General features: G+C 24.7%; 15 protein-coding genes. 13 read left to right on the plus strand and 2 right to left on the minus strand.

The window, feature by feature from the left end; all coding sequences use genetic code 4:
• Positions 1–1845, plus strand: a complete 1845-nt coding sequence (locus tag AXW82_RS00405) for an ABC transporter ATP-binding protein (RefSeq protein WP_004795080.1) — start codon at positions 1–3, stop codon at positions 1843–1845.
• 36 nt (positions 1846–1881) lie between these two features.
• On the opposite strand, the gene ychF is transcribed toward AXW82_RS00405, so the two are convergent.
• Positions 1882–2982, minus strand: a complete 1101-nt coding sequence (gene ychF / locus AXW82_RS00410; protein WP_004795078.1) for a redox-regulated ATPase YchF — start codon at positions 2980–2982, stop codon at positions 1882–1884.
• A 74-nt stretch (positions 2983–3056) separates the two neighbouring features.
• Here ychF and AXW82_RS00415 point away from each other — a divergent pair, with 74 nt between their 5' ends.
• The 12 genes from AXW82_RS00415 (at position 3057) to AXW82_RS00470 (ending at position 19831) form a co-directional block, all read left to right on the plus strand.
• The gene (locus AXW82_RS00415) at positions 3057–4706 is read left to right on the plus strand and encodes an MAG5620 family putative phospho-sugar mutase (RefSeq protein WP_223212175.1); all 1650 of its coding nucleotides are present in this window, start codon (positions 3057–3059) and stop codon (positions 4704–4706) included.
• Positions 4696–5172, plus strand: a complete 477-nt coding sequence (locus AXW82_RS00420; RefSeq protein ID WP_004795075.1) for a hypothetical protein — start codon at positions 4696–4698, stop codon at positions 5170–5172. Before AXW82_RS00415 ends, AXW82_RS00420 begins: the two co-directional genes overlap by 11 nt.
• A gap of 66 nt (positions 5173–5238) precedes the next feature.
• On the plus strand, positions 5239–6600 hold the full coding sequence (locus AXW82_RS00425; RefSeq protein ID WP_318023602.1) for a glycine--tRNA ligase: 1362 nt from the start codon (positions 5239–5241) through the stop codon (positions 6598–6600).
• 7 nt (positions 6601–6607) lie between these two features.
• Positions 6608–8488, plus strand: coding sequence for a DNA primase (gene dnaG / locus AXW82_RS00430; protein ID WP_223212176.1), 1881 nt, complete (start codon positions 6608–6610; stop codon positions 8486–8488).
• A 10-nt stretch (positions 8489–8498) separates the two neighbouring features.
• Positions 8499–9989 carry an RNA polymerase sigma factor gene (locus tag AXW82_RS00435; RefSeq protein ID WP_004795068.1) on the plus strand — a complete coding sequence of 497 codons (1491 nt, stop codon included), beginning with the start codon at positions 8499–8501 and terminating at the stop codon, positions 9987–9989.
• A gap of 2 nt (positions 9990–9991) precedes the next feature.
• A complete protein-coding gene (locus AXW82_RS00440) occupies positions 9992–10774 on the plus strand; it encodes a Nif3-like dinuclear metal center hexameric protein (protein ID WP_004795066.1) in 783 nt (260 codons plus the stop codon).
• A gap of 14 nt (positions 10775–10788) precedes the next feature.
• Positions 10789–12300 carry a phospholipase D-like domain-containing protein gene (locus AXW82_RS00445; RefSeq protein ID WP_004795065.1) on the plus strand — a complete coding sequence of 504 codons (1512 nt, stop codon included), beginning with the start codon at positions 10789–10791 and terminating at the stop codon, positions 12298–12300.
• 51 nt (positions 12301–12351) lie between these two features.
• Positions 12352–12615, plus strand: coding sequence for an HPr family phosphocarrier protein (locus AXW82_RS00450; protein ID WP_004795063.1), 264 nt, complete (start codon positions 12352–12354; stop codon positions 12613–12615).
• A gap of 758 nt (positions 12616–13373) precedes the next feature.
• The gene (locus tag AXW82_RS00455; RefSeq protein ID WP_052746216.1) at positions 13374–14546 is read left to right on the plus strand and encodes an IS30 family transposase; all 1173 of its coding nucleotides are present in this window, start codon (positions 13374–13376) and stop codon (positions 14544–14546) included.
• A gap of 333 nt (positions 14547–14879) precedes the next feature.
• On the plus strand, positions 14880–16670 hold the full coding sequence (locus tag AXW82_RS00460) for a class III lanthionine synthetase LanKC N-terminal domain-containing protein (RefSeq protein ID WP_060913303.1): 1791 nt from the start codon (positions 14880–14882) through the stop codon (positions 16668–16670).
• Complete coding sequence (locus AXW82_RS00465; protein WP_060913304.1) at positions 16651–18237, plus strand: ATP-binding cassette domain-containing protein; 1587 nt, start codon at positions 16651–16653, stop codon at positions 18235–18237. Before AXW82_RS00460 ends, AXW82_RS00465 begins: the two co-directional genes overlap by 20 nt.
• Positions 18212–19831: an ATP-binding cassette domain-containing protein gene (locus tag AXW82_RS00470; RefSeq protein WP_060913305.1), complete on the plus strand. Its 1620-nt coding sequence runs from the start codon at positions 18212–18214 to the stop codon at positions 19829–19831. Before AXW82_RS00465 ends, AXW82_RS00470 begins: the two co-directional genes overlap by 26 nt.
• Before the next feature lie 55 nt (positions 19832–19886).
• On the opposite strand, the gene AXW82_RS00475 is transcribed toward AXW82_RS00470, so the two are convergent.
• On the minus strand, positions 19887–21071 hold the full coding sequence (locus AXW82_RS00475) for a phosphoglycerate kinase (RefSeq protein ID WP_004795056.1): 1185 nt from the start codon (positions 21069–21071) through the stop codon (positions 19887–19889).
• Between the last annotated feature and the right edge of the window lie 225 nt (positions 21072–21296).

Below are 21296 nucleotides of genomic sequence, written 5' to 3' on the forward strand. Positions count from 1 at the left end.
ATGAATAAAAAAGAAACAAGCAATTCATTAAAAAGAATTTTTGGATATTTATGAAACAACAATAAATTACTTTTAATTTCTGGTCTTATACTTTACGTTTTAGCTATTTCAGGAATGCTTTACAATCAAGTTTTTATTGGTAAAGTTATAGTCGATACAGTCCTAAAGGATTACATTTCAGAAAACAGTAGTAAAAATATTAATGATTTTGATTGGCAATTCTTCACTCTTGTTATTGTTTTATCTGCTCTTTTATTTATGCTTTCAATAATTTTTAAGTTTATTGGTAACTTTATTTTAAGTTTAATAACTTTTAGGACTATGAAAAAAATTCAAGATGATTTATATCACAAGATTCAGAATTTACCTTTAGATTATTTAAATAAAGAACTAAAAGGTTCAATAATGTCTGCTTTTAATTCCGACATAGAAACCCTAAAAAATTTCTTTAGAGATATAATACCTAATACTATTAATGCTATATTAACTTTATCAATATCATTAGTAATGATGTTTTTACTTAACTGACAACTAACATTTATAATGATTGGATTTATGTTGGTTATATTAGGAGTTTCATACTTTTTAATGAAAAAAAGTAGATCATTTTTTAAGAATGAGAGAAAAATTAATGCTGATATATCAGGATATACAGAAGAAATTTTATCAGGGTTTGAGACTACAAGAATTTTTGCAAATCCACAAGAAATTATCAATGAATATAGAAAATTAAATGAAGAGTATAGAAAAACAAACAGAAAAGTTTACACTATATCAGGACTATTTTTCCCCCTCTCTTTTAATATAGGATTAATAGGTTATGGGACAATTGCATTATTTGGTGCTATATTGTTTTTAAAAGGCGAAACAGCAGGAATCGGATTAACAATCGGTACATTAATTTCATTCACACAATTTTCTAAGAGTTTTTCAAATCCTATTTCGATTTTGATGCTAAATGCTAATGATATTTTAAGAGCAATAGCAGGTTCAAAAAGAATTTTTGGAATACTTGATGAAGAAGACGAGTTGGATGAAGGTAATATCTTCTTATTTAAAAATAGTGATGGTACTTTTGTTTGAAAAAATAGTAATAACGAAATTATCAAGAAATATGAAGGAAAAATAGATTTTAAAAACGTTTCTTTTTCATATAATAATCAACAAACTTTAAGTAATGTTAGTTTTGAAATTAAACCTGGACAAAAAGTTGCTTTAGTCGGAAAAACAGGAGCAGGAAAAACTACAATAATTAACTTATTAGGAAGGTTTTTCGAAATTTCTGAAGGCGAAATTTTGATTGATAATATTAATATCAAAGAAATAAAAAAAGCGTCATTAAGACATATGTTAGGTTATGTTTTACAAGAAGTTCAAATTTTTTCCGATACTCTTGAGAACAACATTAAATACGGTATAAATGGCACTTATGAAGAGCAAAGACTTCAAAAAGCTATAAATGATGCTAATTTACTTAAATACGTAAATAAGCTAGAGAACGGTCTTGATACTTTATTACATAATTCAGGAAGCATTTTATCACAAGGTGAAAAACAACTTGTTTCAATTGCGAGAATTAGTTATAGACAACCTCAAATCATTATTTTTGATGAAGCAACATCTAATATTGACTCATTGACAGAAAGAGAAATTCAAGATTCAATGAACCAACTTTCTAAAAAAGCAACATCTATTGTTATTGCTCATAGACTTAGCACTATAACTAATTCCGATTTAATCATTGTTATTGATAAGGGTCAAATAATAGAAAAAGGTACCCACACTGAATTAATGAATAATAAAAGTAAGTACTATGAATTAATAAACGCTTCAAAAACTAATTAAAAAAATATTCAGACATTATTCTGAATATTTTTTTAATTACTTACCAAATTTAAAGTGACAAACATCCCCATCTTTCATGATATATGTTTTACCTTCTTGACGCATTTTTCCGGCATTTTTTGCGCCCAATTCCCCGCCATATGTGACGTAATCTTCAAAACTTATTACTTCAGCTTTAATAAATTTCTTCTCAAAATCTGTATGTATAACTCCAGCACACTTTGGTGCTTCTCATCCTTTATGATAAACTCAAGCTCTAGCCTCTATTTTACCGGCTGTAAAATAAGTTTCTAAATTCAATAAGTCAAAAGCTTCTTTTGTAAGAACATCTAATCCACTTACTTCAATTCCATACATAGTTAAAAGTTCAGATTTTTCATTTTCATCATCAATTTGCGAAAGTTCTGATTCTACTTGTGCTGAAATTGGGATAATTTTTTCGTAGTCTTTAAGAGAATCTTTTAAATAATTAAATAATTTATCTTCCTTGTAGTTAGTGAATTGTTCAGCACTTAAATTAGCAACATAAATAATTGGTTTAAATGTTAATAAATGATAACCCTTAATAAATTTTAGTTCATTTTCATCTAATGAAACTTCTCTTACTGGAATATTGTTTTCTAATGCTTCTTTAACTTTTAAAGCAGCATTTTGCTCAATTATCCCATTTTTATCGCCTGATTTAGCTTTTTTAGCAACTCTATTAAGAACATTAGTAACTGTTTCTAAGTCTGCCAACATTAACTCATAATTTATAACATCTTTATCTCTTACCGGATCAACAGAATTAGCAACATGCATTATATTTTTATCTTCGAAGCATCTAACGACATGTATTATGGCATCAACTTCTCTTATGTTAGCTAAAAACTTATTACCAAGACCTTCACCTTTAGAAGCGCCTTGCACTAAGCCTGCTATATCTACGAAATCAAAGGTAGCTCAAACAATTTTGTCCGGATTAATTAAATCCGCAATTTGTTTTAATCTTGGATCAATTAATGGAACAGATGAAATATTTGGCTCAATAGTTGTGAAAGCATAGTTAGAAGCTTCTACTTGTTTTTTTGTAAGTGCACTAAATAAGGTACTCTTACCAACGTTTGGTAAACCAACAATTCCTGCTTTTAATGACATATTCCTCCTATTAATATCTTTACATTAATAATAAAATTAATTTTACTTGAAATTTGATAAAATTTTAAAAAATAATGAAAGGTTTTTTGATGAATATAGAAACATTAAAGATATGATTTAGTTTTTATAAAAATGAATCCATTTTTAGCGGCTCATTCGAAGAATTTGTAACTAATGTTAAGAAAACTTTTGTAGAAGCAGTAATTGAAAATAACAAAATATCGCCAAGTATTTATGGAATTAAATTTAAAGGTGATAATATGTACAATTTTAACCATTTAAATCCATTTACAGCAATTAGCTTGTTGAATAGTTTTTTGAAAAATTCTGGTTTAACAAAAAATTCAAAAATATTAATAGGTAGTGATTTCGATTCTGTACAGATAAATCAAATAAAAGAATATTTTTCAAGATTTCTAAATAGATACAAGATTGAAACATATGTTCATAATTCAACAATCATTAATGATTTTTTATTTTTTGAATCAATTAAAGCTTCAGGAATTCATAATGGTATTTTTGTTAGTTATGATAAAGAGAGTCAAGAGTTTTACATTAAGTTTTATAATAAAAAAAATGAAATATCAATAGAAGAACAAAGAAAAATAATATCTGATTTTCAATATATCAAAAATCCTATTATACTTTCCAAAAGTTCTCAGTCAACAGTTATTAATTTGGATAAAGTTATACAAAACTATTCGGATAAATTTCTTAAACCCTATTTATCTAGATTAGAAACGTTATCAAAGAAACCTACATTTAATGTTTATACGATAATATCAGATCCGGAAGCTGAGTATATTTTGAGTAAATTACTAGCGAAATCAGGATTTAAAGTTCATAGAATTAATTCAGCTTATAACAAAAACGCTTATTTTGAGAAATTTAATTTCAAATTTATGAAAAGTTTAAGTTTAAATTACCAAAGAGCCGACATGTTGATCATCATAAATTCAGCACATGAGATAAAAATATATGTTTGAACCAAAAATAAATACATTTTACTAACAGAAGATCAACTTATCTATTTATTTATAAATAATTATTATTTAACCTGGAAAAAGTCTGGTATCTTAGAAAAAAATAAATTGTTTATACCTTTTTATACTTCAAAAAACATTTTAAAACTTTTATCCACTTTCAAAATTCCTTTTGACTGAAATAAAAATATTTCAAGAAATCAAAACATATTATTAAGTTTTACAGATAACAAGTTTTCATCAAATATTGATAATAATTTAAATTATGTAAATTATCCGTTTATCATAAAATTATGTTTTATGCTATACAACTATAAAATTAATAACAACTTGTTTGATTATAAATATAAAAAGATGATTGAAAGCAATTCAAATATACTTTTAACAAGTAATGATATAAAAATTAGTTATAAAAACTCTCTTGAAATACTCAATTTTTATCACATAGGAGAGAGAATTCATAAAAAAATTAAGGTCTTAGAAATAAATAAAGTTGATAACGTTTCTCGTGAACAACATGATTATTTGACTATTAAATTTAGTTTTAAGAAAAAAACTTTTTACTCTTATATTTTCTACAATTTTAAAAAAAATAGCCTAGTTTTTAAGAATGAACTTGAATTAGATAATTCATTAAATAAAATAAAAATTTACTTAATAAACTTCATCTTTAAAAGGATTTCAAGAAAAATAGTGAGATATTCGAAACAATTAAAAAAAGTGGGATCTGATGAAAAATAAAAATGAATTGACTAAAAAACAAATGTGAAAATTATATTTTAGTTTTCAATTTAAATCTAAAAAAACATACCTTATACTTTTATCATTTTTATTATTATTTTGTCTAGTTATTTTATTAGATTTTTTAATAAGAAATAAGTGCGAAAATTATAAGTTTATTGATACGCTAGGAACCTCTGTTATAGTAACCTTTATATCCTCTTTACTTTTTTTGGGTATAAAAATCGGATTACTTAATAATACTATAAGTAAATTCAAAAATAATTCTTCTTCATATAGACAAAATAAAGAAGAAAAGTTGCTTAAAAATTTAAATAGTAATGAAAAAATGATTTATGAAAATAAGAAAAAACTTAACGAAGAATACAGAAATAGTTTTTATTTTAAAACCTCATTTCCTCATGTTTTAAACCTGGTTATTTGGTTCATTTTTTTCTTAATCATGATCATAATTAGCTATTCTTAAAATATTTATCTATAATCTACTTTTATTTATAAAATAAAAGTGGATTTTTTGATATAATAAAAACCTATGCAAAATAATAAGAATTTTATGGAAAACATTGTTAATCATTTAAAAAACTCAGGATTTGTTTATCAAGGTAGCGAAATTTATGGAGGTCTTTCAAATACTTGAGATTATGGTCCATTAGGAGCGCTTTTAAAAGATAATATCCGTGATTTTTGAAAAAAAGAATTTATTTTAAAAGAATCAAGTAACTTTTTAATTGATTCTAAAATTTTAATGAATCCACAAGTTTGAGTAACAAGTGGACATGTTTCGAATTTTAGTGACCCGCTAATCGAAAATAAAAAGAACGGAAAAAGATATAGAGCAGATAAGTTAATTCAAGAAATTGATGAAAATATAATACCGGAAAAAATGTCAAATAAAGAAATGGTAGATTTTCTTATTAATAATCTTCCAGAATATGATGGTTCAAAAACGGAGTGAAGTGAAATAAAACAATTTAATTTAATGTTTGAAACACATCAAGGAGTTGTTGAGGGTTCTAAGTCGAAAGTTTTCTTACGTCCAGAAACTGCGCAAGGTATCTTTGTGAACTTTAAAAACGTTTTAAGAACATCAAGACCAAAATTACCTTTCGGGATAGGACAAGTTGGAAAAAGTTTTAGAAACGAAGTTACCCCAGGAAACTTTATTTTTAGAACCAGAGAATTTGAACAAATGGAATTAGAGTTCTTTACGAAGCCAGAAGAGGCTAATCAATGATTTGATTATTATGTAAACAAATCATATGAATTTGTTCAGAAATTAGGTCTTAAAAAAGAAAATGTAAAATTAAGAAAACACGAGAAAGAAGAATTATCACATTATTCAGCCGGTACAACAGATATTGAATTTAAATTCCCGTTTGGTTGAGGTGAATTATTGGGTGTTGCTAATAGAACTGATTATGATTTAAGTTCTCACTCTAAAGCAACTGGTGAGAATCTTGATTACTTAGATCCGGAAACAAATAACAAAATAATCCCTTATGTAATTGAACCAAGTATAGGATTAGATCGTTTAATGCTTGCTGTCTTATCAGATGCATACGACGAAGAAGAAATAAGTGAAGATGATAAAAGAGTAGTTTTAAGATTACCTCTTGAAATTGCGCCTTATAAAGTAGCAATTCTTCCTTTAGTGAAAAAACTTAGTGATAAGTCAAAAGAAATTTTTGAATCCCTAATAGATAAAGGTATTTCAGTGTTGTATGATGAATCTGGTTCTATAGGAAAAAGATATAGAAGACAAGATGCTATTGGTACATATTGATGTTTAACAGTAGATTACGATACATTAGAAAATAATACTGTTACATTAAGAAATAGAGACACTATGGCACAAGTAAGAATAAATATTGACGACTTACATAAATACATTTAACCAAATTATGAATGAAATTGATTTTAAAAAAATAAATGATGATATTTTAAACAAAGCGGATATCGTTAGTATAATTTCAAATTACGTATCATTAGAGAAGAAAGGCAATAATTATATTGGGTTATGCCCCTTTCATCAAGATAATACTCCTAGTTTTACAGTTTCTCCTAGCAAAAAAATATATAAGTGTTTTGCTTGTTCAGAAAGCGGTAATGTTATTACATTTATTAAAAATCATCTGGGAAAAAATTATCTAGAAACATTGGATTATTTTTCAAAAGAATTATCACTAGATTTTGATTTAAGTCAAATGAATAAGAAGGCGGAAACAAGAAGTGAAGAGGAATTAGAAATTTTAGAAGTTTTAAAAATAACTAATTCTTTTTATAAAGTTAAAGTTTTCAACAATAAAGATGCGCAAGAATATCTTAAAAAGAGAAATTTATTGGATACCGAATTGAGAAAAACATTTAATATAGGTTTTGCTCCAGGTAATGAGCTTTACAAATATTTATCAGAATCTTCTAAATTCTCAGACGATTTAATTTATAAATCAGGTTTAATAACAAGTGATTTTAAGGAACTCTTTTGAAATAGAATAACTTTTGGAATAAAAAATTCACAAGGTGAAATAGTGGGTTTTAGCGCAAGAGCTCTTAATAATGAAATAAAACCAAAATACATCAATTCACCTGAAACTAGATTATTTAACAAATCTAAAATACTTTATAACTATGATAATGCAAGAAACTCCATCGAAAAAAACAAAGAAGTATATATTGTGGAAGGTTTCATGGATGTTATTGCACTATACAAAGCAGGTATAGAAAATGCTGTTGCATTAATGGGAACTGCTCTTACTAATGACCATGTAAGGTTGATTAATAAATATTCTGTTATTTTGTTCTTAGATAAGGATTCAGCTGGTATTAGCGCTACAATTAAGTCTATAAAAACATTGTTAGCAAATAATGTTTCAAATATATTTGTTTCAGCTAATAGTTTTGAAAAGGATGCGGATGAAATATTAGAAAAAGAAGGAAAAGAAGCATTATTTTATACTTTAAATAATAGAAAATCCTTCATTGATTTCATATATGATTTTTATACTAATACACACAATTTAAAAACTGATTTCAACTACATAAACATTAAAAAGTTCGAGAACGATCTATCTTCATTTTTGAGTTTGCTAGATTATGATCAAAAATTTTATATCTTCAATAAATTTAAATCAGACTTTGGTTATGATTTAAGTTCATTATCAAACTCAAGTAATCAACAAAATGCACAAAAGCTAAGTGATGTTAAGCAATTTATCAACACAAATTTTGAAGAATACTATGATAACCATTTAAATATTAATAAAAATATTTTTACTTATAAAGACTTTACTGATTTGATCGCAACTAATATAAGAATTAAATTTTTAATGTATTTTATTTTAAAACCTGATTTTGCTAAAAGATTTTACAGTTTAGATAACTCAAATATTCTTTATAGCAAACCAACTCAATTAGAAAAGGTTTATGAAGATATAAAAGATAAATCGTTTGGTTATTTTGATCTTTTAGGTCACCAAAAAGAACCGACAGTCAAAGAAGCCATAATTAAAATAAAAAAAGATATGCATACCAGAATTTTTGAATTAATTGCTTCGATTAAAAAAGAAGTAAATGAACAAGAATTAAGAGATTTTTATGTTAGATATATTAATGATATTATCAAGACAATTAATGATAACGGTCAAATATCTCTCAATCCAATAGTGCAAGAATTAATTGATGCTTATAAAGAGGAAAATGAGAGATTAAAGATCACACCAAATCCAAAACAAAACTCATATCTAATGAAAGAATTAAAAAGATTTAAAAACAAAAAAATATAAAAGGAGATTTATGAAAAAAGAATTTGAACCATTTATAACATTTCTAAAAAAAGAAATGAAAAGAATGAAAAGAAGCAAACTGACTCAAGAAGAAGTTATGGAAGCTTTATTAAAAAACCGTTTAGAAGTTGAAGATGAACAAATGGATGATCTATTATTTGAATTAGTTGATCTTGGCATATTGGATAATGAATTAGATTCAGGGGATACTGATGATGTAAATTTAGATGAATTACAAGAAGAAGTTTTCAAATCTCCTAAAACAACTAAGAAATCAAAAGAGCATTTTGATGATGATGATTTTGAATCAAATAATAATTCTAATTTAGATGATTTAGATGATGCTCACATGACAGATATTGATGACGATGATGATGAAGATTATGACGATAGTCTTGAAGGACTTGGTGATTGAGATGATGATTTAACTTCTCCTGAAAAATTTACCTACGATGAAAAAGATGAAGAAGATGATGAAGAAGAAGAGGAAGAAGAACAAGAAGATAGCATTTATCAGGACTTTGACGATGATGAATTCGGTATAGGTGAGGATATAAATGTTAATGATCATAATTCATCCTTATTGCTCTCTGCTGAAGATAAAAAACCAGAAAATTTATCAAATAAATTGACCGAAACAAATGACATTGTAAAATGATACATGAGATGAATAGGTAAGTATGGTAAACTTCTTACTGAAAGTGAAGAACGAGAACTTGCAAGTAGAATGATTAAAGGTGGATTTAGAGGAAAAAAAGCTAGAGATACATTAATCAATAGAAATCTTCGTTTAGTTATTAATAATGCAAAGAAATATAAAAATAGAGGTCTTTCGTTTATCGATTTAATTTCTGAAGGTAACGCAGGTATAATGAAAGCTGTTCAAAAATATGATGTTTCAAGAGGTTTTAAATTCTCTACATATGCCACATGATGAATTAGACAAGCAATAACAAGAGCCGTTGCTGATCAAGCGAGAACAATTAGAGTTCCTGTACATATGGTTGAAACAATTAATAAGGTTTCTAAAGTTGAACGTGAGTTACATCAAGAATTAGGCTACGAACCTTCAGATGAAGAGATAGCAAAGAGAATAGGGAATTCTTTTACACCTGAAAAAGTTAGATATATTAGAAAAATTAATACAGATCCTATTTCTTTAGATAAGCAAGTGGGGAAAGAGAACGATTCACAATTTAGTGATTTTGTTAAAGATGATAATATTGTTAACCCTGTAGACCACTCATCTAAAGAAGAATTAAGTGTAATTTTAAAAGAAATGCTTGCTTGATTAGAACCTGATGAAAGAGAATTGATTTGCAAGAGATTCGGTGTTGGGGAAGACGAAAATGGTAATCCATACGAAATTCATAGCCTTGAAGAATTAGCTAAAGCCAGAAATAATGTTTCAAAAGAAAGAATTAGACAAATAGAGAATAAAATTCTTAAGAAATTAAGAAACCACCCTAAATATGGTCCTATTTTAAAAAACTTTTCATAATCATGACAGTTAAAACATTTATTGAGAATCTTAAAAAATTATATCCTGAAAATAATGCTGAAATTTGGGATTATACTGGTTATAATGTAAAAAGTCAGCAAAATAAGAAGTTTTCTGGAGCTATTTTAGCTATTGACTTAACTAAAGAAGTTTTAGAAGAAGCTATTAAAAGAAAATTTAATGTAATATTAACTCACCATCCTTTTATATTTAATAAAACATGAAAAGAAGAATTTGTGCAAGCACCTTATAAAAGAGAAATTTATAAAAAATTAAAGGAACATCAAATTACATCATATTCGCTACATACAAACTTCGATTACGATTTGCATGGTACTTCATATCAAATATTTAATTTTTTAGGATTAGATAAAAAACTATTATCAAATAATTCACCAACTTATAGTGTTGTTTTTGAAAATGACCCAAGAATAAATCTTATTAGTTTAATAGAAGAAAAATTTGGGTATTCAAACGCTTTAAGACTTAATTTTAATGATCAAGAGTTATCTAAATTTAAAAAAATAGCTATCTTAAGCGGTTCAGGTTCTGTTTTACAAATCAATGAAATGCACTCAGAAATGAATATAGATTTATTTATAACAAGTGACATTAAATGAAATGAATGGATAAATTATAATCAAACAGGTATTAAAATTCTAGAAATACCACATTTAAGCGAAGATGTATTCGCGTGATCGCTTTTGCAAAAATTAAAGGATATTTATCCTTCTGAAAACTTTTATTTCAAAAAAATACAATTACCTTTTATAAACAAAAAATAAAGTAAAGGAAAAAAATGACAGTAAAATTTTCTATTAAAAGAATGATTTTATTTATACTGCAATTACTAATATCGATCGGTATTTTTAGCGGTATCATTTTTTCTACTTTATTTTTTAATTATCTTTTAATTTGGTTATTGTTAGTAGTTATTTATTTATTGAATGTTATTGTAACACTAATTATTTATAGCCAAAACAGAAATAATCAAGCTAAATTTAGTTGAATTTATTTGGTTTTATTTATTCCGGTCATTGGCCACATCCTATTTTTTATATTCGGATTAGATATTAAGAAAAAAGCTGAACTAAAATTAGATTTACTTCCTGATTACAAGATTTCTTATTATTTAGACAGTATCAAAAGTTCTGGGAAAGAAACTAAAAATCCTGTTATTCAAAAAATGATTAGAAAGAAAAGTTCTTTAACTTATGATGTAAATATTGAGCTTGAAAAAGAAGGATACAATTTTTATCAGAAGTTAATTAAGGAGCTTAAAAAAGCTAGAAAATCCATTTTTATTGTTACTTACATAATAAAAAATAGCGAGATTTCCAGAGAAATAATTAGTATATTGAAGAAAAAACAAAAAGAAGGTGTTGAAGTAAAGTGACTAATTGATGATTTTGGAGCAATTGGTAAACAAAGAAAATATTTGAAAAATCTTGTTAAGTCAAAGTCATTTAAGATTAAAATGATTGGTAAAATTTATTATCCTTTCATCAATTACTCATCATTTAGTAGAAACCACCAAAAATTCTTTATTATAGATTCCAGCAAAGTATTTTCAGGCGGGAATAATATTTCTGACGAATATGCATCACTTTCCCCTAAATATGGACATTGAATAGATATTAACTATATTATGCAAGGGCCATATATCAACGAATATATATTGCATTTCTTTAAATTGTGAAAACTTATTGCAAAAGAATCGATAGATGTTAAAAATTATCTAAATTATAGTAATCATAATTTACTAACTAATTCCCAAGCAATTTTATTAACAGACTCTCCATCATATAATCACTCAACAATAGAAGATTTCTTATTAATTGCATTTGCTAACGCAAGAAAAAGTATAAAAATAGCAACGCCTTATTTTACGATAACAAAATCACTAGAAAAACAATTAATAATTGCACTAAAAAGTGGGGTTGAAGTTACAATTTATTTTCCAGGACTTCCTGATAAACCTATGGTTTATAAAGTTGGTTTAAGTCAGTTGAACAAATTTATTCAATTTGGATTAAAGGTAAAAATTTATGACAATCACTTTTTACATTCTAAAATGGGTGTAATTGATGATGAAGTAGCTTGATTAGGTACTAACAACCTTGACCCAAGAAGTATGTTTTCTCAATACGAAACTGTAGATATACTGCAAGGAAATGTAGTTTCTGAGATAAATAATATTTTCGAAGACTACGATAAACATTCTTCTAATTTTCATAAAAAACCTTATTATGAGAGAAAATATAATAAATTTGAGAACTTCTTTTATGATTGAGTAAAAACATTAATTTAAAATTATGATATAATTTGTAAATATAGATCTATTTACACAGAAAGGCAAAATATGAAAGAATTTACATGTAAAATTATTGATCCAATCGGATTACACGCTCGTCCTACTTCATTAGTGACGGCTATTGCTGCAAAATATAAATCAGAGGCAAAATTATCATACAATGGACGTGAAGGTAATTTAAAATCAATCACGAACATTATGGCACTTGGGATTAAATATGGTGCAGAGATTACAATTAAAACATCTGGTGAAGATGAACAAGAAGCTATTGATGCTATTAGAAAGTCATTAGAAGACCACCAATTAATTTAAATTTAAAAAAATATATTAATTAGAAAAGTCATATGCAAGTTAAACGTGCATATGACTTTGTTTTTATGTATCCTTTAATAAAATAATTGTAGTGAAATAAGAAAGGATACATTAATATTATAATAAAAAATTTAGGAAAATGAATATCAATCAAAGAAAGAAAATAAATATACTCATTATGAAATTGCAAAAAATATCGATACTATTTGGAAATTCTAAAGAAAACTAGAACTAACTAGAAATTTACAGAAAAAACAAATGGATATTGACTAAATTTATAATGCATTATTTGAAATTAGTTTTACTTTTTTAAAAAAAGTAAGCAAAAAACAATGAGAAAACTTTAAAATTTTTCTATTTTCCTATATCTTTTTGTGCATTTAAAATTTAATAAAATTATTTTACAATTTCTTATTACATCCTTGCAAATAACTTTTGGAATATTCACAAAAACTTTTCTCAAGAAGCATACTATTATATTTCGGTAATATATGTTATAATAATTGACTTACTTATTAAATTAAGTAAGTAAAATTGAAAGTAGGGCAATATGTTTGAATTATATAATTACAATATGGTTGACGCCCAAACACTTCAAACATTTTCTATTTTAGAAAATAAAAATGAAGTTATGGAAGCTAAAAAAACATATTAATTAGAAAAGTCATATGCAAGTTGAACATGCATATGACTTTGTTTTTATGTATCCTGTAATAAAATAAATGTGCAAAAACAAGAAAGGATACATTAATATTATAATGAAAAATTTAGGAAAATGAATTTGTATTTTTGATCAATCAAAGAAAGAAAATAAATATACTCATTATGAAATTGCAGAAAATATTGATACTATTTGAAAGTTTCAAGGAAAATTAGAACTAACTAGAAATTTACAGAAAAAACAAATGGATATTGATTCAATTTATAATGCTTTATTTGAAATTAGCCAAGGTATATCAATTCAAAAAGCCTCTAGAAAAATAAAAAGAGATGTGAGAACAATAAAAAACAAAATTGATCTTATGACTAGTAAACATTCTAAAGATTTATTAAAATATCAAAGATTTCAATGTAACAATTGTTTTAAAAGAGTCACTAAGGTTAAAGTTATTCATTTTTCTAAAATATACGATCATTTATTGGATTATAGATACTCAAGATTGTTTTTCAGAAATACTAAGTTACAAGAAAAATGAGAACCATTTAAAGAGTATTGAAATGATATTAGACATAAATATAATAAATACAAAATCAAAAGAAATATTAAAGAAAAGATGCCAAAAACTTCTGTAAAGTTTTTGGTAAATTCTTTTAAGAAATCTCACATTGGCTTTAGCCCTTCTGTTAGTTCAGTGTATAAAAAGATGCAATCCTTACCATTTTATCTAGATTATGAACATATAATTAGAAAATCAGAAGGTAAATATATTAGGAAAACAACCAAGAAGACTAAATTAGTAACATTGAATAACGCTACCGAAATAACTAAGAGACCAAATTATATTAACGATAGATCAGAAATGGGCCATTACGAACTTGATACTGTAATGGGCAAAATTGATGATAAAAAGTGTTTAGTAACTTTGTTAGAAAGACAAACTAGAAAGTCATATGCTACAATAACCAAAAGAGGTTCAAAATATATTCATCAAGCTTTAAATAATATGATTAAAAAGTTTGGTTTAAATATTAAATCCTTAACTGTCGATAATGGTAAGGAAAATGTTTTATTACACAAAATCATTCCTAAAGACAGATTGTTCAAATGTCTTCCATATAGTTCATGGCAAAAAGGCTCCATTGAAAATATGCATAGATTAATAAGGTATTTTATTCCTAAAGGTAAAAGTCTTGACAATTATACTCAAGAAGAAATTGATTTTATGATGGAATGAATAAATAACTATAGAAAAATTATTAATCAACCTTAGATTATTTTAACCCCCCGCCCTTGATTTCAGACAAGGGAGCCTTACTTTTTGAAAAAGTAAGCAAAAGCGGCGAGAAAACTTTTAAAGTTTTCTATTTTCCTATACCTTTTTGTAAATTTAAAATTTGATAAAATTATTTTACAGTTTTTTTATTACATCCTTGCAAATGACTTTTAGAATATTCAAGCTAAAAAAACAACCATTTTATGTAAAATAATTACAGTGATTTGCTTATAATGTTTAATGTTTTTGATTTAAATCTAGAAATAAATGAAAACGATTGGAAAATAAAGGAAGATAAACACTTTACTTATTACATATACAAAAAAGAGTGTGCTTCCTATTATCGGGTGAAAAATTCACTTATCTGCTCAAAAAAATAATTACCTAAAAATACTTAAAATTGTTTTTCCATTTTTTGTAAAGCATAATATATCTTTTAAATTTATTTCGAATTATAAAACATTTAAACAAAGCATTGATTCGATAGAAATACAAAATTTGACAGGAAAATTTATAACAATTTATCCAGAAAATGAAAAAAAATCTTTTTTTATTATAAGTCAATTATTTAATTTATTAAAGACGTTCAAAGGGCCAATAACATATTCTGATAGACGATATAAAAAATCTATAATAAGTTATAGGTATGGACATTTTTTAAAACTAGACAAAATTTCTGAGAAATTTATTATTAAAAAATATAAACCAGATAATATTAAAGATCCCTTCCAAAAGGAGCAAAAGATTTCTAATAGTATTAAAGGCTTTTCTATTTTAGGATTGATTAGTTTTGATGCGTTCTCAAATATATGACTTGTTTCTGATAAAAAGAATAAATATGTAATGAAAGAAAGTAAAAAATTTTTTCTTGATAATATACCTGTTAATAATAGAAAAAATGAATATTCGATATCTTCAAAATTTATAAGCAGATTTATTCCTAAAGCAATATTTAAATTTTGAAATGATAATAGTTTTTTCTTTTTATTTGAGTTTAAAGAAGGAATATCGTTAAACAAAGTTAAAAACTTATTTAATATTTTTTTAAACAAAGATAATTCAAACGAAGATTTAATATTTTCCTTTTTAAATGAATTTAAGTTATTTATTGATTTTATACACAATGATAAAAAAATAATATTAAATGATGTTAAGTTAGACAATTTTATTTTTGATACAGAAAATAAAAAAATAAGCTTTATTGATTTAGAAAATTCTTTTTTACTTGGTAGTAAAAAAATAACAAAAGTAAAAAGTGAATATGATAATCATTTTAAAAATCATATTAAAAATGATAAAGAAAAAGTATTTTTAATGTTGCTAGATATATTTTTCGATTTTAATAAAGGTTCTAAAATAAGCTGACAAAACTACATAAATATTTTGTTTTCAGTAAAGTATAATGAATTTTATTTTAAAATACTAAATTATATACTTCAGATATTTGATAAAAAAATAAAATTAGACAAAATTAAGCTGATTACTAATTTTGAATACTTGAATTCAAAATTAGTTAAAATGTCTTCAAAAATTAAATACACAAAATGATCTGAGATTATTTATTTAATCTCAAAAGATTTAAATAAAAATAATTTTTTATTTTTCGACACTTTAGAATTGATTTTAAAATGTAATGATTTGCATATCGGCGAAGAGTTAATTCGTGAATTATTAAATATTCATGAGAAAAAAATAGATATAAATGGAGCGTATTTTAATGGACAAAATTATTCATATTATTTATTAAACGGTACAATTGGAATATTATATATAGTAATTTTATTTAGCGTGAGATTTGCTTCAAATAAATTTAAATATATTTTAGATAAATATTTCAATCATATTAAAGATGTTTATACGCGAAAAAATACTATTGGATTAGGGATGTCAGGAATTTATTTAGTAGAGTATTTTTATTATAAATTATTTTATGGTTTAAATTCAATAAATGATGAAAAACTTTATATTTTTTTATTAGGCTTTAACAAGAATAAATTTTATGATTTCAAAGGTAAAGAATTATTTAATGATTTGATAAATGGTTCCTTGGGGCTATCTATATTATTTAAAATAAATAACGACGAAAAGAAAGGGGTAATTAATGAAAAAATACTTTTCTAAAAAATTTTTACTTATTTGAATTTCGTTTTTTTATATTGTTTCAGTCTTATCATCTACATTTTTAGTTTTTTTTACAACTGAATTAATAACAAAAATCGAAAACCAAAAAACAAATATAAATATTTATTTCATTATAGTTTCATTATTGACGATAACCTTTTTATTATCCACATTATTAAGTCAATTATTAAAGAATAAATGAAATTATTATATTAATAAACAGTTGAGTAGTGATATTTTTAATAAAATATCCACAGAAAGTGCTTTAGATATTAAATTAAATAAAGAAGGTAAATATTTATCTTGAATTAAGTATAGACTTCCGGAAATTAGACAACTTATATTTAATTCTTTATTTTCGATATCTCTAAATTTCCTTATAAATATATTTACAGTTATTGCACTATTATTTATAAGTTGAAAAATTACTTTAATAGGATTATTTATATTTATAATAAGTTTTCTAACACCTTTATTTTTAAGTATATTAGCAGGAAAGATAAATCAAAAATATAATTATAATCAAGAAAAGATTATGTCATCATTATTTAATGTTTTTAAAAGTTTTAGAATGTTATATTACTTGAGTGAAGAAGAAAAAATAATAAACTTTATAGATAGAGAAATTGATGATTGAATTAGAAAGATAAATCAAACAAAGTCAAAAGTTATTGTTTTAGAAATAATAAGTAGTTCATTTCAATTATTCGCTAATGTAATATTTTTCTTTATTATAGGTGTTTTTATCTTTTATTATAATGAGCCAATTGGTATTATATTTGTAATACCAGGATTATTTATTGGGTTTGGTACTAACTTAAGAGAAATGATTTTTTTAATTCAAAATTTAGTTTCATATAAAGAATATATTAAGGAATTTTTTAAAAATGATAAATTTGAAGTTAATTCAAATTCTATTGTTATAAATGAAATTACAATTAAAAACTTATCTTTTAAATATGATGATGTTGAAATTTTCAGTAATTTTAATTTCAAATTTACAAAAGGTAAAAAATATGCAATAGTAGCACCATCTGGATTTGGTAAATCAACCTTTGCGAAAATATTAATGAAACAAATAACCGATTATGGAGGGACTATTTTAATAAATCATGAAAATTTAAATAAAATCGAAAATCACGTCTTATTCAATTCAATAACTTTTTTAGATAATAGCGAAAATTTATTTAATGATACAGTAGCAAATAATATTAGTTTATGAGAAGATGTTAATAAATCGATTATTAAAAATTGTTTAGAAAAAGCCGATTTAGAAAATTTAAAACCAGAATTTATAATAAATGATAATAATTCATTGTCAACAGGTCAAAGACAAAAAATAAATATTGCTAGACATTTTTATAGAAATAATAATGTTTTGATATGTGATGAAGCATTTTCTAATATTGATTCAGATAGTGTTAAAAAAATCTTTAATAACATTGATTTAAATGATAATATTCTATTCATCAATATTACGCATCATTTAAATGATTTAAATTACTATGATGAAGTTATAAATTTATCAGAAAGAGAAAATTATGCTAAAAATTCTAAAGAAAATTAAGGGTAAGTTTATTTGATTTATAGTATTATCCATTTTGATATCGGTATTTAATTCATTAATATCAATTACAGAATCTATTGCAATAGATTCTGTAAGTCAAACATTTTCTATAATCAATAAGAATTATTTTTTATCTTTTTCAATATTGGTTATTTTCATTTTTATTTCATATCTCATTACGTTAGTTATTAATTATTTTTACTACATGCTATATAATAAATTTATTCTTTATACAAGTAAATCAGTTGCTAATAATTTTTTTCAACAATATTTTAATGCTACATATAAAAATTTTGAAAACTACAATCCAGAAACCCCCTTTAATAATATAATCAATAATGCTAGTAATATTTATGAAATGTCTTTAGTTCCTTTGGTGAGCGTAATATCAACAGCTATTAATTTTGTGTTTATATTTAGTTACTTTAGCTATAGAAATTGAGTGCTTGGATTAATTATTTTTGGTATTCTAATTTTAAGTTCTTTTTCGAAAATATTATTTTTTAGAAAAGTTAAATTTTATACCGAAGAAAACCAAAAAAGTTTTAATAAGCTCACAAAAGAAGTTGCTTACATATTAGATAGATATTCAGTTTTATATTTTGCAAATAAACAAAAACACTTATTAGTTTTTCTGGAAGAAACTGTTAATAAATATTGCCAAGTAAATTATAAACAAATTAATATTAATATTTATGACTCAGAACTCTCATCGTCTATTTTAGAGATATTCAAAATCTTGGGATTAATATTGCTCTCGTTATTTTATTTGAATAACATGTTTTCAATATCGCTAGGATTAATATATTTATTTATCAAATTATTGTCAGAATTAAAATCTGAATTCAGTTCTCTTGTAACAGACATTCAAAAATTTTTAGCATCACTGAATTTATATAATTTACTTAACTTAAATTTAGAAAAAGAAGAAAATGGTAATTTCTTAGGTGACATTAAAGAAATTGAATTTAAAAATGTATCGATCCTTAGAGAAGACAAAAGGTTAATAGAAAACTTTTCTTTTAAATTTCTAAAAGGTAAAAAATACTTATTAATCGGTGAATCAGGCTCTGGTAAATCTACCCTTGTAAAAAGTATCATTAATTCTAAGTTAATTTCTTTTGGTGAAATTTTATTTGACTCAAAACAATCTTCATCTTTTTCTTCGAGAGAAATTGTTAAAAAAATTAATTACTTAGAACCAGAAGTTTTTGTTTTAAATAAAGGTATCAACGAAAACATAGGTTTATTAGATGAAGACAAAATTAAAATCAATGAACTATTGAGATTTGTGGAAGTATTTAACGATGTTGAAAAAGAACTTAATAACGTGAACTTTGAAGCAGATAACCAATTATCTTTGGGTCAAAAACAAAGAATTTCATTAGCAAGAACATTGTTTTCTAATAAAGACATTTTAATACTGGATGAGTCTTTATCTAATTTAGATTCTATAACAGCTAATAAAATTCTTGATAAACTACTAAAAACAGAAAAAACTATTATTTATATTTCTCATCATATAGAAAGTGACTTTGTAAAGAAATTTGATAGAGTGCTCGAATTTACTGATAAAGGAATTAAATTGCATTAATTGTTTTTGCCAAATAGTAATAAAAAATCCAGGTTAATTTAACCTAGATTTTTTATTATTTATCTTGAATAGAAGTAACACCAGGCAATTCGACACCTTGTAATAACTCTAAACTAGCACCACCACCTGTTGATACGTGTGAGAATTTGCTTTCCATTCCTAATTTTTCGACAGCAGCAACACTATCACCACCACCAACAACTGTGTATGTATCCTTTAATTCTGCTATTGATGTACATACAGCTAATGTACCGTGTTTGTAGTTTTCAAATTCCGCAACTCCCATAGGCCCATTTCAAACAACTGTTTTTGCATTTGCTAATGTTTTGTGAATTGCTTCAATTGACTTAGGACCAAGGTCTAATGCCATGTAACCATCTTTAATTGCGCCAACTTGAATTTCTGGTTTAACATCTTTAAATTCTTTTGCAACTGCATGGTCTACTGGTAAAACAACTTTATCTTTGTATTTTGCTAAGAAGTTTTTAGCTAACTCAATAAAATCGTTTTCAACCAATGAGTTACCAACGTTAATTCCTTGAGCTTTTAAGAAAGTGTAAGCCATTCCACCACCGATAATCATTTTATCAGCTATTTTTACTAAGTTTTCTAAAACTTGAATTTTATCAGATACTTTTGCACCACCAATAATAGCTACATATGGGTGTTTTGGGTTTTTAATAGCTTTTTCTAATGAAGAAACTTCTTTTTCCATTAAGTATCCTAGCGCTGATTCTTTAATGTTTTTAGCTATCCCGACATTTGAAGCATGAGCTCTATGAGCTGTACCAAAAGCATCGTTTACAAAAACATCTGCTAATGAAGCTCAATATTTTCCTAATTCATCATTATTCTTGCTTTCTGCTTTATTATTTAGGTCTTCGTAACGTGTGTTTTGCACTAAAACAACATCACCTTGTTTCATTGAGTTAACAACACTTTCTAAAATTGCTCCTCTTGTTTCTTCAACAAATTGAACAGGTTTTTGTAGTTGTCTTGCAAGTTCAATGGCAACAGGTTTTAAAGAACCTTTAGCTAAATCAGCTTCTTCTTTAACTCTTCCTAAGTGTGAAAGTAAAATAACTTTTCCACCTTCAGCAATAATCTTATTTATTGTTGGTAATGCTGCACTAATTCTTTTTGTTGAACTAATAACACCATTTTTTACTGGAACATTAAAATCAACTCTGACTAAAACTTTTTTATTATTGAATTTTAAATCGTTTATAGTTTTTTTCATTATTTCTCCTATTTTTTATTTTTTTTAATTATAAAGTATTTTTTACTATTTGTCAATAAAATTAGATTATATTCATCTTTATTCAATTTAATGCAAAATGAATTTGATTTTATAAAATTTTTTAAATATTTTTTGATAATTTAACAAATGATTTTAACTTGTAATTTTAGCTATATTAAGCCAAAAAATACAAAATTGTGGTACAATAATATTATATCAATATAG

Source organism: Mycoplasmopsis canis PG 14, assembly GCF_001553195.1.
Lineage (GTDB): Bacteria > Bacillota_I > Bacilli_A > Mycoplasmatales > Metamycoplasmataceae > Mycoplasmopsis > Mycoplasmopsis canis.